This window comes from Hydrogenophaga sp. (assembly GCF_018780385.1).
Taxonomy (GTDB): domain Bacteria; phylum Pseudomonadota; class Gammaproteobacteria; order Burkholderiales; family Burkholderiaceae_C; genus Hydrogenophaga.
The window spans coordinates 22820-39461 of sequence record NZ_JADMJO010000005.1; the positions used below are offsets into that span (position 1 = coordinate 22820).

The following is a 16642-nucleotide window of genomic DNA, read 5'->3' on the forward strand; positions in this document are numbered from 1 at the left end:
TTCAGCGTCGCAGTTGGCCAAAGGCTTCGAATTCCCAGCTGCGCATGGCCAGCACCAGGGTGTAGCCCTCGCGGTCTTTCTCGGCCAGCTTCTGGTCGGTCTGGTGTTGTTGCGCAAAGTCCTGCGCCACGCGCTGCAGCCGCTCCATGAACATGGGCGCCAGGGTGCGGCTCACCGAGCCGTGCACCAGCATCAGGCCCTCGCCGGTGCCGTCAAAGCCGCCGCGGAAATAGTCGAGCAGCGCGTGGTCGCGGAAGAAGTTCATCACCGGGCCGTGCGGGCGCCAGCGGAAGGTCTTGGCCAGCTTGAGGCGGTAGCGGTTGAGCGGGCGCAGCTCGATGATGCCGATGCGGTCGAGCTGGGCGAGGCATTTCACACAGTCGGCCTCGTTCAGGCGGTAGTGCGCCGTGATCTGCTCCAGCGTCCACTGGCTCAGCACGCAGATGGCCACCAGCAGCAGCTTCTTGTCGGCCACCACCGCGCGCTCCTGCTCCTGCGTCATCTCGCGCAAGAGGGGCTGGGCGTCCGCCACGCGACGCGCCAGGTCGGCGAAGTCCAGCCGCAGGGCGCGGCAGATCGCGTCCACCCGCGAGAGCGACATGTCGCCCTTGGCCAGCATGCGCTTCACGCTCGATTCGGCCATGCCCATGGCCAGCGCCAGATCGGCGTAGGTCATGCGCGCGGTCTTGAGTTCGTGCTTGAGCGCGGTGACGAGGTCGGTGGTGGTGCTCATGGGATTTGCCGTTGGTATTGAGGATCGATACCAGTTGATCTGAGTCAGGCCACTGTATCGGAAAGCGATCCTTTCTGGTGAAGGCGCACGGACACTCCGGCCAGCCCGTGCCGATACCGTGGGCCTTGAGCCAACACGGGCTCGGTGACAATGCGCCGGTCCGTCCCACGGCAATGGGCTGAGACCCGCCCCCACAACGACAGGAGAAGTCCACCATGTCCGTGTCCCCATCGCACCCCGCCGAGGGTGGTCAGTTCGCCCTGCTGCGCCAGCGCCGCTTCGCGCCATTCTTCTGGACGCAGTTCCTGGGCGCCGCCAACGACAACCTGTTCAAGTTCGCCTTCACCGTGCTGGTCACGTATCAGCTGCAGGTGAGCTGGCTGCCGCCGTCGCTCGCCGGGCTGGTGATCGGTGCGCTGTTCATCCTGCCGTTCCTGCTGTTCTCGGCCACCAGCGGCCAGTTGGCCGACAAGCTGGACAAGAAGACGTTGATCGTCTTCGTCAAGCGGCTGGAGATCGGCATCATGGCGCTCGCCGCGTGGGCGTTCTTCACCACCAACATTGCGCTGCTGTTGCTGTGCACCTTCCTCATGGGACTGCACTCCACACTGTTCGGCCCGGTGAAGTTCGCCTACCTGCCCAACCACTTGAGCGAGCGTGAGCTCACGGGGGGCAACGGCATGGTGGAAATGGGCACCTTCGTGGCCATTCTGCTGGGCAACCTGGCCGGTGGCCTGATCATCGCGGTGCCCGAGATCGGTGCACACCACGTGGGTTTCAGCTGTGTGGCGCTGGCGGTGATCGGGCGCATCACGGCTCAGGCGGTGCCCGCCACGCCGGCCACGGACCCCGGCCTCACCATCAACTGGAATCCGTTCACCGAGACCTGGCGCAACCTGAAGCTGGCGCACGGCAACACGGTGGTGTTCCGCTCGGTGCTGGGCATCAGCTGGATGTGGTTTTTCGGCGCCGTGTTCCTCAGCCAGTTTCCGAGCTTTGCCAAGGAGGTGCTGCACGGCGACGAGCAGGTGGCCTCGCTGCTGCTGATCGTGTTCTCCATCGGAATCGGTACCGGATCGCTCTTGTGCGAAGTGCTCTCGCGCCGCCATGTGGAGATCGGCCTGGTGCCGCTGGGCGCGATCGGCATGAGCGTGTTTTCCATCGACCTCTACTTCGCATCCAGCGGCCTGCCGCCCGCCAGTGCGCTCGGTTTGAGCGAGTTCATCGCCCTGCCAGCCCACTGGCGGGTGCTGGCCGACCTCACCTTGCTCAGTCTGTTTGCCGGCCTGTACAGCGTGCCCATGTACGCCTTGATCCAGATGCGCAGCCAGCCCACGCACCGTGCCCGCATCATCGCGGCCAACAACATCCTCAACGCGCTGTTCATGATCGCCAGCGCCGTCATCGCCGGCACCTTGCTGTCGTCGGGTTTCACCATCCCGCAGATGTTCCTGCTGGTGGGTCTGGCCAATGCGGTGGTGGCGTTCTACATCTTCATGCTGGTCCCCGAGTACCTGCTGCGCTTCGTGGCTTGGTTCGCGTCGCGCCTGGTCTACCGCTTCAAGGTGCGGGGCGACGAGCACATTCCCACAGACGGCGCGGCCGTGCTGGTGTGCAACCACGTGAGCTTTGTCGACGCCGTGCTGCTCATGGCCGCCAGCCCGAGGCCGATCCGTTTCCTGATGGACCACCGCATCTTCAAGGTGCCGCTGCTGGGCTGGCTCTTCAAGCTGGCCAAGGCCATTCCCGTCGCGCCGCAAAAGGAAGATGCGCAGGCTTATGAGGCCGCGTTCGAGGCCGCCGTGGCGGTGCTGCGTGATGGTGACTTGCTCGCGATCTTCCCCGAAGGCGGCATCACGCGCGACGGCCAGTTGCAGCCCTTCAAGGGTGGCGTGGTGAAGATCCTGGAAATGGCCAACCGCGAGGGTCTGCACCCGAGCGTGATCCCGATGGGGCTGAGCAACCTGTGGGGCTCGTACTTCAGCCGGGTCGAGGTGCGCAACGGGGAGGCGGTGGCCATGGTGAGGCCGTTTCGCCGCGGATTCTTCAGCCGTGTCGGGCTTCAGGTGGGCAGTCCGCTCGCGGCCTCGGCGGTGACGCTGGATGTCTTGCGCCAACGGGTCGCCACCTTGATCGACTGATCGCCGTGAGCGCCGTCCCTCACGTCTCCAGGATGGAGCGCAAGGCGAGCGCGTCGATGGGTTTGTGCAGGATGGGGAAGCCGAGTTCGGAGGCTTCCTGTATGCGCTGGGGGGAGGTGTCGCCGGTGAGGATGTAGGTGGGGATGGAGCGCGGGAGGCATGCGTGCACGGCGCGGATGGCGTCCACGGCGGTGACGTTGCCGCCCAGGCGGTAGTCGGAGATGAGCAGATCGATGTCGGGGGCGTGGGAGATGGCCATGACGACGGCCTCGTCGGGGGAGGTGGCGCAGAAGACGCGGTGGCCCCAGACGCCGAGCACGCTGCGCATGGCGGCAAGCACCTGCTCGTCATCGTCGATGACGAGCACGCCCATGCGGGAGGCGGACTGGGAGTAGGAGGGTTCCTGCACGGGGGGCTCGGTGTTCTCGGGCGGCTCGCAGCGAGGCACACGGATGCTGAACATGGAGCCGCGCCCCGGGGTGGAGCGCAGGTCCAGCGGGGCGTGCAGCAAGAGGGCGGAGCGCTTGACGATGGACAGGCCCAGACCCAGGCCGTGGGACTCGTGGCGCGCGGCGGTGCTCTGACCGATCTGGAAGAACTCGCCGAAGATGGCCTCGCGCTGTTCGGGGGGAATGCCGATGCCACTGTCCCAGACCTGGAACTCGACCTCGGGGCCGCGCAGGCGGCAGCCGATGAGCACGCGCCCGCGGGAGGTGTAGCGCACGGCGTTGGAGACCAGGTTGACCAGGATGCGGCGCAGCACGGTGGGGTCGGTGTCGACCCACAGGCGCGAGCTGCAGACGTGCAGCTGCAGGCCTTTCTCGGTGGCGAGTTGGTGGAAGTCCTGATCGAGGTCTTCGAGCAGGCGCTGTGCGCTGGTGGGGGCGCGCTCGACCTGCACGGCGTTGGCGTCCAGGCGGGAGACGTCCAGCAGCATGTTCAGGAGTTGGCCCAGGCCGTCCAGGGAGGCCTGCATGCGCCGGCAGATCTCGGCCAGGTCGGCGGTGCGCACGCTCCTGGCCTGGGACATGGAGCGCAGGGCGGTGAGAAAGAGGCTGAGGGCGTGGATGGGTTGGCGCAGGTCGTGGCTGGCGGCGGCCAGGAAGACGGACTTGGCACGGTCGGCGGCCTCGGCCTTGTCTTTCTCCGAGCGCAGGCCTTCGATGAGTTCGTGGATGCGGGCCTGGGCCTCGCGGCGGTCGCGGATGTCGCGCACCACGGCCATGCGCAGGCGCTCGCCGTTGCGCATCATCGAGCGCCCGATGATCTCCACCGGAATGCGCTCGCCGTGCACGTTGAAGACTTCGCTCTCGTAGGAGGCATCGGCTCCGGAGGCAATGACGGAGGCTGCGCGGGCTCGGTACTCCGGCGGCACCAGCTCCAGCACAGACCTGCCCAGCAGCTTTTTCCCGGGCGCTTCCAGCAACTGGCTGGCTGATGGGTTCGCATCGGTGATCAGGGTGTTGACATGAAAGATCACGCCCTCGGCACTGGCATCCATGAACTTGGCCAGCCGGTCTTCGGATTCGCGCAGCGCCAGCTCGGCCAGGCGGCGCTGCGTGATGTCCTGGTTCATGGCCACCGCGCCCAGGTAGTTCCCTTGTGCATCCACCAGCGGCACCAGGGTCACCAGCACCCATTGCACCCGCGAACCGTGGACAAACGAGCGTTCGTAGGTGACGCTCTTGCGTTCATGGAAGGCTTGTGTTCTGAAGGGCACGGCTTCGATGTTGGAACTGCCCAGCACTTGCTCGACCGTGCGGCCCAGGATGGAGTTTTCGTCCAGACCATACTGGTGCGCATAGTGCCTGTTGGCGTACTCGCAGCGCAGCGGGTAGCTGTAGTGCGACACCATGATGGGCATCGCGTTGCAGAAGTGCCGGAGGAACGCGCTCTTGGAACAGGCTTCTGACCGGGCTTCTTGGCTGGCGGAGACGTCGACCCACACGCAGAGGTAGTGATCGGTGTCTGCCAGCCACTTGGCCGAGCAGGAGAAGTGCTGTGCATGGGCATCGGCCTGGAGCGGTTTCTTCCACTCCAGATCCAGCTGGAAATCGGCGCGGCAGCTCAGCCGATCGTGCAGCGCTCGATTTGATTCGGGTGTGAGCGAGGCAATGCAGTCGCCATCCGGATGCGATGCCTCGTGCAGTGAGGTGAGCGCCCGGCTGGCGTAGAGCGGCTGCGCTTCTGCGGTGACCACAAGAATCAGCCCCGGCAGGTGTTGCCACCACGGCTGCGCCGTTTCGGGCGCCGTTTCGGGCGCCGGGACTGAGCGGGGCGTGTGTTCCATGCGAACCTATTCGCCCAGGATGGAGCGCAGGGCGAGCGCGTCGATGGGTTTGTGCAGGATGGGGAAGCCGAGTTCGGAGGCTTCCTGTATGCGCTGGGGGGAGGTGTCGCCGGTGAGGATGTAGGTGGGGATGGAGCGCGGGAGGCATGCGTGCACGGCGCGGATGGCGTCCACGGCGGTGACGTTGCCGCCCAGGCGGTAGTCGGAGATGAGCAGATCGATGTCGGGGGCGTGGGAGATGGCCATGACGACGGCCTCGTCGGGGGAGGTGGCGCAGAAGACGCGGTGGCCCCAGACGCCGAGCACGCTGCGCATGGCGGCAAGCACCTGCTCGTCATCGTCGATGACGAGCACGCCCATGCGGGAGGCGGACTGGGAGTAGGAGGGTTCCTGCACGGGGGGCTCGGTGTTCTCGGGCGGCTCGCAGCGAGGCACACGGATGCTGAACATGGAGCCGCGCCCCGGGGTGGAGCGCAGGTCCAGCGGGGCGTGCAGCAAGAGGGCGGAGCGCTTGACGATGGACAGGCCCAGACCCAGGCCGTGGGACTCGTGGCGCGCGGCGGTGCTCTGACCGATCTGGAAGAACTCGCCGAAGATGGCCTCGCGCTGTTCGGGGGGAATGCCGATGCCACTGTCCCAGACCTGGAACTCGACCTCGGGGCCGCGCAGGCGGCAGCCGATGAGCACGCGCCCGCGGGAGGTGTAGCGCACGGCGTTGGAGACCAGGTTGACCAGGATGCGGCGCAGCACGGTGGGGTCGGTGTCGACCCACAGGCGCGAGCTGCAGACGTGCAGCTGCAGGCCTTTCTCGGTGGCGAGTTGGTGGAAGTCCTGATCGAGGTCTTCGAGCAGGCGCTGTGCGCTGGTGGGGGCGCGCTCGACCTGCACGGCGTTGGCGTCCAGGCGGGAGACGTCCAGCAGCATGTTCAGGAGTTGGCCCAGGCCGTCCAGGGAGGCCTGCATGCGCCGGCAGATCTCGGCCAGGTCGGCGGTGCGCACGCTCCTGGCCTGGGACATGGAGCGCAGGGCGGTGAGAAAGAGGCTGAGGGCGTGGATGGGTTGGCGCAGGTCGTGGCTGGCGGCGGCCAGGAAGACGGACTTGGCACGGTCGGCGGCCTCGGCCTTGTCTTTCTCCGAGCGCAGGCCTTCGATGAGTTCGTGGATGCGGGCCTGGGCCTCGCGGCGGTCGCGGATGTCGCGCACCACGGCCATGCGCAGGCGCTCGCCGTTGCGCATCATCGAGCGCCCGATGATCTCCACCGGAATGCGCTCGCCGTGCACGTTGAAGACTTCGCTCTCGTAGGAGGCATCGGCTCCGGAGGCAATGACGGAGGCTGCGCGGGCTCGGTACTCCGGCGGCACCAGCTCCAGCACAGACCTGCCCAGCAGCATGTGCAATGGTGTTTCAAACAGACGGCTGGCGGCGGGGTTCGCATCGGTCATCAGACCATCGCGGTGGAAGACCACGCCCTCTTCGCTGGCATTCATGAAGCGGGACAACCGGTCTTCGGATTCGCGCAGGGATAGCTCCGTTTTGTGTCTCTCGGTGATGTTGGAAATCAGGTAGAAGAAGCCACCGTCTGCGCCTGTGGCTTGCAGATGCCGTGCTGCGGTGACGGTGACCTCAAGCCTCAATGTTTCGCCCGTCGCCGAGTTGATTTCACAGGGAAACGTTACCGCCACCTGCTCCTTGAGCGCGCGACGCAGAAAGGGCACCACCACAGCCCGCAGACTCTCGCCAATGAGATCGAGCGCCGGCACTCCGATGATCGACTGCTCGTCAAACCCGAACAACTCGGCGAACCGTTGATTGGCGAACTCGCACTGGTTCAGCGGACGTGGGCCAAAGTGAGCGACCATCACCGGCAAGTGCTTGAAGATCAAGCGGATGCGCTCGACGAGCGTCTGCGCCTTTACGCGATCGAGTTCCACGCCCGTCGTGTCTGCAAAGTAGCACGTGTGGTGACCGACCTCCGGCATCCAGTAACCCTTGCACGTCAACCACATGGCAGGCATCAACACATCTGCACTGGACGCTTCGATCAGATGCAGTGTGGTTTGAAAGTCCTCCTGGCGATGGAGGTCCGAGATCAATTCAAGGCGACACGACTCGGACAACAAGTCCGTCCAGTCTGTGGTGCACCCTCTGGATGCATGCAGCGCCTTGAAGGCCGGTGATGCTTCCAGCAGCACGGCCTCGGGCCCCAGGGCCGCCCCAAGACCAGGGAGGAGTTCCCACGGAATCAAGGAGGGATTTCGCATGGGCTTCGGACGTGTCCTTGGGTGGCTGGGGGGCGGTGGTTCATCGTAGCCTTTGGATCGAAATAAATCCATCGGACAGACGCGCGCTTCAACCAGGATGTTGCGTCTGTGAAGTCCGGAACAACCGGGCCTGGAAAATACTGCGTGTGCATTATTGAGGCCCCCATTGCCTGCCAAGAGACTCGAAGCTCACTCCACCCATCCTGAAAGAGTCGAGCATGACAGAGAGCTTTGCAGTTCACTTGCAGCCAGCTGCCGAGGCCGGTCAGCCTGATCATCACGCTCATGCCTGTGCGCATGCCGCAGTTGCAACGGGCGGTCCCGGTCAAACCCACAAGCCATTGACATTGGCAGCGGTGCTGCGTCATGTCCTGTTGCTGGACAGATCCGCGATGGTTTTTTCCGCGGTGCGTGATCTTGCCCCTGCCGAGGAACCCGCCTTGCGCCGCGTGAACCGTATTCTCGACACGGTGCTTGAGACGAGTCTGCAACTCGATACCGCGCGCCAGCAGCTTCAGAACGCCATTTCCACCCAGCGTGAGCTGGAAATCGTGTTGGAGATGCTGGCGGCTCGGGTTGAGGCGGGCCAAGCCAATCAGATGGATCACCGCAAGGTCACCGCCCGCCTGGCTTCTTCGCGCGAGGCGGTGACGCAGGCTGTGGGTGAGTGGAACCGCGTCGGTCGCCGCTTCACCCAACTCACCCGGTTGCTGCCGGCCCAGCTGGAAACCGGCTTGGAGACCTTGGGGCCCGTGCTGACAGATGAAATGGATCGCCTTGCACTCGCTTGCCTGTCCACCCACGCCGATGTGCAGTTCAGTTTGAGCCAACGAGCGCAGGCATGGGCCGCGCGGCGAACGGATCCTGCGTGTGAAGGTGGTTGTGGGCCGGAGGATTTTGGTGCGTGGTTGTCGAACCTGGAGAGCACCCGAGCGCAAGCGGCGGCCGATTTTTCGAGTGCCCGAGAGTCTTATTTGCAGGCGGTTCTGAATTTCGACCGGGAGCATGCGTGCCTGGTCAGGGCGCGCTCCTTGCGGCGCACCGCCGACACGGGTTTTCGCTTGAATACGCGTAGCGCTCCCGACTTCGCAGATGCCGTTCTGGAAGAGAGCCGACGCAACCATGCGGTGCTCATGTGCCAGTCGCAGCGGCAGGCCACCGGGTACCACCTGTATGCACTCGCGGGTCTGCTGCCCAGGCAGTTCGGATTGATCGATCCAGCAGCGGGGTACTGATCCCCTCGGCGTACTTGTCAAGAAAGGTCAAAAAAAGAGGGCCTTGCTGCGCCGCAGCAAGGCCCTCTTTTTGTTCCGTATGCGCAAACTGCTCAGTGCATCATGACGAGTGGCGTGTTCACGTCGGCGGGTGACCTGAACCAAAGACCGGCGAAGGCGCTGTAGCGCAACATCGAGCTCTGCCGCACGCGCCGATCGATCTTCTTTTCGATCACCGGCATCTTGCCGAGCATGTCCACGACGCTGGCATCCCATCGCACCACCTTGACGAACGCCGCATAAATCTCCAGACCTGCGGGGTTCAGACCGACCGAGCGCACCATGATGCGGATCTGGTCGGGACCCAATCCCAGCATCTGGAAGCAGTCCTTGATCATGTCCTGGTAGTCGTCCGAGATCGAGGTGGGCGTGATTTCGGAGTCGATGTCATCGGCTACCGGTAGCTTCACCTCATTCTTCAGGCCCAGGTGTTTGATGACCCCTTGCGTCAGTGCATGAATCCCCATGATGTGCCTCGCTTGTCTGGTGTTGGTTTGGTGTCCGAAGATGCGTTCACCATGGGATGAAGTATCTGCTCCGGATACCCCCACCCCCAATAATGCATGAGCACTATTTTGTGAAAAATGGGTCGATTTCCCCCTTGGGGTGCAAGACTTCCGCCTTCGTCGAGAACGGCGGTGGGTACGGGGGTGTGTACGCTGCGAATTCAGAGGTTGCTGTCGAGGTCGGGCGCTTCGGCCAGTCCTGATTGCATGGCGTAGGCCGCGATCTCCGCACCGTTGTGCAGGCCCAGCTTGAGCATCACGTTCTGTCGGTGCTTGCGTGCGGTCAGCACGCTGATGTGCAAAGCGTCGGCGATCTCCTGGTTGCTGCCGCCCTTGGCGATCATGCGAACGATCTGTTGTTCTCGTTGCGTCAATGCCTGCGAGAGTCCAAATCCGGCGGGGCGCCCGTTGGTGGAGTTGTCCAGCCCCTTCGACACTTGCTGGCTGACATATTGGCGGCCCGCGAGCACGGCCTGGATCGCGTCGAGCAACTCCGACCCTTGCTCGTGCTTGAGAACAAAACCATCGGCGCCCGCCGCAAACGCATTGGCCACCGAGCCCGGGTAGACGTTGCCGGTGACGATCAACACCTTGGTCTTGGGCGCCACCTTCTTCACCTTGCGAGCCACCTCGATGCCTGAACTGTCGCTCAGCGCGAGATCCAGCAGGAGCAGGTCGGGCTTGTGGAAGGCCACCAGCATCTCGACGTCGCTGCCCAGCGCGGTTTCGGCCACCAGTTCGAATCCCCCCGTGGCTGTCAACAGCATGTTGATGCCTTGGCGGACCAGCGCATGATCTTCTGCAACAACAACTTTGACCATAGGTGGCATCAGTTAGAGGAAGAAAACACCGCGCCGTGTACCCACAGCGCGGGCCTGGTCTGCGTCAGAAAGGAATGTCGTCGTCCATGTCGTCGAAGCCGCTGGACTGGCGTGCCGGTGCGGCAGCAGGGGCTTGGCGTGCGGCAGGCGCCGGCGCGCGGGGCGCGGCGGCCGGACGGGAGTAGCCACCACCGCTGCCGCCGTCCTCGGACCCGCCCATGCCTTCTCGGCCGCCGAGCAGTTGCAGTTCGGTGGCGACGATGTCGACCGTGTTTTTCTCGACACCCGCCTGGTCGGTGTACTTGCCGTACTTCAGCCGGCCTTCCACGTAGATCGGGCGGCCCTTCTTGACGTATTCACCGGCGATCTCGGCCAGACGGTCGTAGAAGGTGACGCGGTGCCACTGGGTGTCCTCGATCATCTCGCCGCTGTTCTTGTCCTTGCGGCGGCTGGAGGTGGCGACGCTCACGTTGGCCACGGCCTGACCTGAGGGCAGGTAGCGGATTTCGGGATCGCGTCCGCAGTTGCCGACGAGGATGACTTTGTTGACGGATGCCATGGTGATGTCCTGTAGAGAGAGGGGCCGGCCCGCGCGGGCCGGCCCGAAAAACGGTCAGTCATTGTGCCGCAACTGATCGCGGGCAGGCTGGTCGTGTTCACTGGAATGGGCGGCAATACCCCAGGGCCTACACTGCGGACCCATGAAAGGCGAACCGGATTTCCTGCAGAACCTGCGCGATGAAATGGGCGGCGGCCGGCAATGGCTCGACCGGGCGGTGGTGATCGCGTACGCCGTCCTCACCGGACTCGCGGTGGTGGGCTTCACGTTGCTGGCAGACGCGGCCATTGATCTGTACGGTCGCTTGCGCAACGGCTGGTGGTGGGCGCCATTGGTCTGGACGCCGGCCCTGACCGCCTTGATCGTCTGGACCATCCGGCGCTGGGCGCCCGGCGCGGTGGGATCGGGCGTACCGCAGGTGCTCACGGCGCTGGCGCCTGAAACCCCTCTGAGTGAGCGCTCGCGCTTTGTCTCGCTCAAGTTGAGTGTGGCCAAGGTGTTCGGGGTGTCGGGCGGGCTGCTGGCCGGTCTGTCGGTCGGTCGGCAGGGTCCCTCGGTGCAGGTGGCAGCGGGCGTCATGCTGCACGCGCGGCGCTGGCTGTCGCCCGCCTCGGGCATCGGCGACCGCGAATTGCTTGTCGCAGGAGGCGCCGCCGGCATTGCTGCGGCCTTCAACACGCCGCTGGGCGGCATCGTGTTCGCCATCGAAGAACTCTCGCGCCGCCTGCAGGACCGCAGCAGCGGCCTGATGTTGGCGGCCATCGTGGTGGCCGGTCTGGTGGCGGTTTCCGCGTTTGGCAACCTGTCCTATTTCGGCCGTGTGCGGGCGGACGCCGTCTCGTGGTGGGGCCTGTTGGCGCCTGGAGCGCTGGTGGCCCTGGCGTGCGGTTTGCTGGGAGGCCTGCTGTCGCGGCTGATGCTGGCTTCGTTCACCGGGCTGCCCGACCGGTTTTGCGCCTATCGGCGCAAGCGCCCGGTGTCGTTTGCCGCGATGTGCGGTTTAGTGGTGGCGGTGATCGCGGTGGTGAGCGACGGTGCGGCCGTGGGCGTGGGCCACGCGCACACGAAGGAACTCCTGGACCAGGTTGCGGATTCCGGCTCGGCGCACCAGCCGCTGGTGTTCACGGGTCTGAAGTTCGTTGCGTCGTGGCTGTCGGCGTGGGCAGGCGTGCCGGGCGGCGTGTTCGGCCCCAGTCTGTCGCTGGGCGCCGGTGTGGGGGCCGATGTGGCCTGGCTGCTCAACTCACCTCACGGTGCTGCGCTGATCGCGCTGGGCATGTGCGGCTTTCTGGCCGCGGTCACGCAAACGCCCATCACCGCCATGATCATCGTGATGGAGATGACCGACGGCCACAACATGGTGCTCAGCCTGATGGCTTGCGCGCTGTTGGCCAGCCTGGTGTCGCGCATGATCAGCCGCCCGCTCTACAGCACCATGTCGCTGCTGATGATGCGGTCCCTGCGCGATCGCACCGATGCGGGCGCAAGGCCCGAACCTATTGGGCGTTGAGCGTTGCCCCCCACGCTCCACCACTTTGCGGGTCGCTGCCCTCCGAGGGGGCTGGGCCCGCCTTGGGAGCGGCCCGGCGGCTGGCCTCAGGCGCGGCCTGCCGCACGCATCGGCCAGGCCAGCGCCATCCACAGCAGCATCAGGCCGACGCTGACGAAGAAAATGCCGGTGCTGCCCCAGGTCTTGATGACCAGGCCGCCCAGGCTGCCGCCAGCAAAGATGCCCAGCGACATCAGCGTGTTGTAGACGCCCAGCGCTGCCCCGCGCTGGCGAGGCTCGGCCAGGCGCGATACCAGGCTGGGCTGGCTGGCTTCCTGGGTGTTGAATCCCACGAAATACACGCACAGCAGCGCGCCCACCATCCACATCGAGGGGGATTGCAGGTTGAGCCAGAAACCGAGTTGGGCCAGCACAATGAGCGCGATGGAGCCCAGGTAAACCTGCCGGAAGTAGCCCATGCGCTCCAGGCGAAACAGCAGTCCGCCCATGATCACCAGCGACGCCAGCACCGCAGGCAGGTAGACCTTCCAATGCTCCGGCGTGGCCAGGCCCGACTCGATCAGCAAGGCCGGCACCGACATCCACATGGCGATCTGCACCGCGTGCAGCACAAACACGCCGAGGTCCACACGAAGCAATTCCACGTTGGCGAGCACCTCGCGCAGGCCGCCGCGGTTCTGCACGTGTTGCTGGGGCGGCTCGGGAGGTACCACCCAGGCAACCACCGCCATGCCGATGGCGGCCAGCACCGCGGTGAGTGCGAACAGGCCCGACAGGCCGATGAGGGGCACGAGCAGCGGCGCCAGCACCAGCGACAGCGCGAACATGAGCGCGATGCTGATACCGACCAAGGCCATGGACTTGGTGCGCACCTCGTCGCGGGTGAGGTCGGCCAGCAGGGCGGTGACGGCGGCCGAGATGGCGCCGGAGCCCTGCAGTGCGCGACCGATCACCAGCCAGACCATGGTGGGCGCCCAGGCGGCAACCAGGCTGCCCAGCACGAACAGCGTCAGGCCGGCCTGGATCACGGGTTTGCGGCCGAGCCGGTCGGAGGCGATGCCGAACGGCACCTGCAGCAGCGCCTGGGTGAGGCCGTAGATGCCCATGGCCAGACCGACCAGCGCGGGGTCTTCGCCGCCGGGGTAGGTGTGGGCCTGCAACACGAACACCGGCAGCACCAGGAACAGCCCCAGCATGCGCAGCGCGTAGATGGACGCCAGGGCGCCACTGGTGCGCCGCTCGGTCGGTGTCATGCGTGCAGCCGCCGCCTGGGGAGCGGGGGTGTCGGCGGGGGCGGTGCTGAGGGAGGACAAGGCTGGGCGGGCAAAAACGGTATTGTGCGCGAAAGGTCTGCGGGGGCCGGGCAGCCCGGCGCGAAAACCCGGGGCGGCTTATCATGTCGGGTTGCCCCGAACACCCGCACCGCGCCTTGAACCAGAACCTGCCCCCGGACCTGAATCTGCCGAGTTTGACCGGCGCCGATGCGCCGATGGAGCCCGACGAACAAGCGCTGTTGAACCGCATCGCCGGCGCCCACCTGCGCCACGCCAGCCCCTATCTTTCGGTGCGGGGCGCGCGCACGCACAACCTCAAGAACATCGACCTCGACATCCCCAAGCATTCGCTGGTGGTGATCACCGGTCTGTCGGGCTCAGGCAAGTCGAGCCTGGCGTTCGACACGCTGTACGCCGAAGGTCAGCGCCGCTATGTGGAGAGCCTGTCGGCCTATGCGCGGCAGTTCCTGCAGCTCATGGACAAGCCCGACGTGGACCTGATCGAAGGCCTGTCGCCGGCGATCGCCATCGAGCAGAAGGCCACGAGCCACAACCCGCGCTCCACTGTGGGCACGGTCACCGAGATCCACGACTACCTGCGCCTGTTGTTCGCCCGCGCCGGCACGCCGCATTGCCCCGACCACGATCTGCCGCTGGCCTCGCAGAGCGTGGCGCAGATGGTGGACGCCGTGCTGGCCCTGCCCGAGGGCACACGCCTGATGATCCTGGCGCCGGTGGCGCGCGAGAAGAAAGGCGAGTTCACCGAGTTGTTTGCCGACATGCAGGCGCAAGGCTATGTGCGTTTCCGCATCAACCAGACCGTGCTCGACTTCGACGCTTTGCCCGCGCTGAAGAAGACCGAGAAGCACAACATTGACGTGGTGCTCGACCGCATCAAGGTGCGCGCGGAGGGTGAGGAAGAGGGCGTGAACCCGCTGCGTCAGCGCCTGGCTGAAAGTTTTGAGGCCGCACTGCGCCTGGCCGACGGTAGAGCGCTCGCGGTGGACATGAACACCGGTGCGGAAACGGCCTTCTCCGCCAAGTTCGCCTGCCCGCTGTGCAGTTACACCGTGGGTGAACTTGAGCCGCGCCTGTTCTCGTTCAACTCACCCATGGGCGCCTGCCCCACCTGCGACGGCCTGGGCCACACCGAGTTCTTCGACCCGGCGCGCGTGGTCGCGTTTCCCACGCTGAGTTTGGCCAGCGGCGCCATCAAAGGCTGGGACCGCCGCAACGGCTACTACTTCGCCATGATCGAGAGCCTGGCCGCGCACTACAAGTTCGACGCCGAAGCCCCCTGGGATTCCTTGCATGAGTCTGTTCAACAGGCCCTGCTCTATGGCTCGGGCGAGGAAGAGATCAAGTTCAGCTACGCGCTCGAATCGGGCGAGCGAGCGGGCAAGAAGATCAGCAAGAAACACCCCTTCGAAGGCATCATCCGCAACTTCGAGCGCCGCTACCGCGAGACCGACAGCGCAGCGGTGCGCGAAGAATTGGCCCGCTACCGCGCAGTGCAGCCCTGCCCCGACTGCGGTGGCTCCCGCCTGCGGCGCGAGGCGCGCCACGTGTTCGTGGGCGAAGGCGAGCAGAAGCAGCCCATCTACAAGATCAGCCACGTCACGCTCGGCGAAGCCCTGGCCTATTTCCTGAAGCTGGAGTTGCGCGGCACCAAGGGTGACATCGCCGCGCGCGTGATCAACGAAATCCGCCAGCGCCTGAAGTTCCTGAACGACGTGGGCCTGAACTACCTCAGCCTGGACCGCAGCGCCGACACGCTCTCGGGCGGCGAGGCCCAGCGCATCCGCCTGGCCAGTCAGATCGGCAGCGGCCTGACCGGCGTGATGTATGTGCTCGACGAGCCCAGCATCGGCCTGCACCAGCGCGACAACGACCGCCTGATCGCCACGCTCCAGCACCTGCGCGACCTCGGCAACACGGTGCTGGTGGTCGAGCACGACGAGGACATGATCCGCACCGCCGACCACGTGATCGACATGGGCCCGGGCGCCGGCGTGCACGGTGGTCGCGTGATGGCGCAGGGCACCTGTGCGGCGGTCATGGCCACGCCAGGTTCGCTCACCGGCCAGTACCTCAGCGGTGCGCGCAGCATCGCTGTGCCGGCGCGTCGCACGCCCTGGTTGCCTGTGGTCAAGGGCGCTGGGGCGGCCAAGGCCGCAGCTTTCAAACCGCGCTTCGCCCCCAGCCCGGCGGCAGAGCGCCGCGCTGCGCGCGAAGCCGCGCACCAGGCCACGCTGGGCGAGCTGCAGGAGATCCGCGTGGTCAACGCCACCGGTCACAACCTCAAAGGCGTGAGCGTGGCGTTTCCGGTCGGCTTGCTCACCTGCGTCACCGGGGTGTCCGGTTCGGGCAAGTCGACGCTGGTCAACGACACGCTCTACGCCGCCGTGGCACGCACGCTCTACCGCTCACACGACGAGCCCGCCGCGCACGAAGCCATTGAAGGCATCGAGCATTTTGACAAGGTCATCAACGTCGATCAGTCGCCGATCGGTCGCACGCCGCGCAGCAACCCGGCCACCTACACCGGCTTGTTCACCGGCATCCGCGAGCTCATGGCCGAGGTGCCCACCGCGCGCGAACGCGGTTACGGCCCGGGCCGTTTCAGTTTCAACGTGGCCGGTGGCCGCTGCGAGGCTTGCCAGGGCGACGGCGTGGTCAAGGTCGAGATGCATTTCCTGCCCGACGTGTACGTGCCGTGTGAGGTGTGTGGCGGCCAGCGCTACAACCGCGAAACGCTGGACGTGCAATACAAGGGCCGCAACATCGCACAGATCCTGGACATGACGGTGGAGCAGGCCCACGCCTTCTTCACCGCCGTGCCCACGCTGCACCGCAAGCTGCAGACGCTGCTCGACGTGGGCCTGTCCTACATCCAGCTCGGCCAGAGCGCGACCACGCTCTCGGGCGGCGAGGCGCAGCGCGTCAAGCTCGCGCTGGAGCTGAGCAAGCGCGACACCGGCCGCACGCTTTACATCCTGGACGAACCCACCACCGGCCTGCACTTCGCCGACATCGAACTGCTGCTGCAGGTGCTGCACCAGCTGCGCGACGCCGGCAACACCATCGTGGTGATCGAGCACAACCTCGACGTGATCAAGACCGCCGACTGGGTGATCGACATGGGTCCGGAAGGGGGTTCGGGCGGTGGCATGGTGGTGGCGCAGGGCACGCCCGAAACCATTGCCGCGCACGCGGACAGCCACACCGGGCATTACCTCAAGCGCCTGCTGACGCTGCCTCAGACCGCGTGA

Annotated in this window: 11 protein-coding genes; 4 read left to right on the forward strand and 7 right to left on the reverse strand. The window is 65.6% G+C overall.

From position 1 onward, the window contains the following. Position 1: 1 nt before the first annotated feature. Entirely contained in the window at positions 2-733 is a 732-nt protein-coding gene (locus IV113_RS05185; protein ID WP_291081573.1) for a helix-turn-helix transcriptional regulator, read from the reverse strand. A 215-nt stretch (positions 734-948) separates the two neighbouring features. Here IV113_RS05185 and IV113_RS05190 point away from each other — a divergent pair, with 215 nt between their 5' ends. Then, on the forward strand, positions 949-2874 hold the full coding sequence (locus IV113_RS05190; RefSeq protein ID WP_291081575.1) for an MFS transporter: 1926 nt from the start codon (positions 949-951) through the stop codon (positions 2872-2874). 19 nt (positions 2875-2893) lie between these two features. Here IV113_RS05190 and IV113_RS05195 read toward each other — a convergent pair whose 3' ends face one another. Together IV113_RS05195 and IV113_RS05200 are read right to left on the reverse strand one after the other, a co-directional pair. Further along, on the reverse strand, positions 2894-5164 hold the full coding sequence (locus IV113_RS05195) for a PAS domain S-box protein (RefSeq protein WP_291081577.1): 2271 nt from the start codon (positions 5162-5164) through the stop codon (positions 2894-2896). Between the two features lie 6 nt (positions 5165-5170). Further along, entirely contained in the window at positions 5171-7171 is a 2001-nt protein-coding gene (locus IV113_RS05200; RefSeq protein ID WP_291081579.1) for a PAS domain S-box protein, read from the reverse strand. A 473-nt stretch (positions 7172-7644) separates the two neighbouring features. On the opposite strand from IV113_RS05200, the gene IV113_RS05205 reads away from it, so the two are divergent. Then, entirely contained in the window at positions 7645-8661 is a 1017-nt protein-coding gene (locus tag IV113_RS05205; protein WP_291081581.1) for a hypothetical protein, read from the forward strand. A gap of 92 nt (positions 8662-8753) precedes the next feature. Here the strand turns inward: IV113_RS05205 and IV113_RS05210 are convergent, their stop codons facing one another. The 3 genes from IV113_RS05210 to ssb all read right to left on the reverse strand — a co-directional run bounded on the left by IV113_RS05210 (position 8754) and on the right by ssb (position 10586). After that, complete coding sequence (locus IV113_RS05210) at positions 8754-9167, reverse strand: hypothetical protein (RefSeq protein ID WP_291081583.1); 414 nt, start codon at positions 9165-9167, stop codon at positions 8754-8756. A gap of 200 nt (positions 9168-9367) precedes the next feature. Next, positions 9368-10036 (reverse strand): response regulator transcription factor, encoded by a 669-nt coding sequence (locus IV113_RS05215; RefSeq protein ID WP_363318584.1) that lies wholly within the window; start codon positions 10034-10036, stop codon positions 9368-9370. A gap of 55 nt (positions 10037-10091) precedes the next feature. Continuing rightward, the gene (ssb, locus tag IV113_RS05220) at positions 10092-10586 is read right to left on the reverse strand and encodes a single-stranded DNA-binding protein (protein ID WP_291081587.1); all 495 of its coding nucleotides are present in this window, start codon (positions 10584-10586) and stop codon (positions 10092-10094) included. Positions 10587-10728: 142 nt separating this feature from the next. Here ssb and IV113_RS05225 point away from each other — a divergent pair, with 142 nt between their 5' ends. Beyond that, complete coding sequence (locus IV113_RS05225; RefSeq protein ID WP_291081589.1) at positions 10729-12096, forward strand: chloride channel protein; 1368 nt, start codon at positions 10729-10731, stop codon at positions 12094-12096. 86 nt (positions 12097-12182) lie between these two features. Here the strand turns inward: IV113_RS05225 and IV113_RS05230 are convergent, their stop codons facing one another. Further along, positions 12183-13349, reverse strand: a complete 1167-nt coding sequence (locus tag IV113_RS05230; RefSeq protein WP_291081623.1) for an MFS transporter — start codon at positions 13347-13349, stop codon at positions 12183-12185. Between the two features lie 236 nt (positions 13350-13585). Between IV113_RS05230 and uvrA the strand changes: the two genes are divergently transcribed. Next, a complete protein-coding gene (gene uvrA, locus IV113_RS05235) occupies positions 13586-16642 on the forward strand; it encodes an excinuclease ABC subunit UvrA (protein ID WP_291081624.1) in 3057 nt (1018 codons plus the stop codon).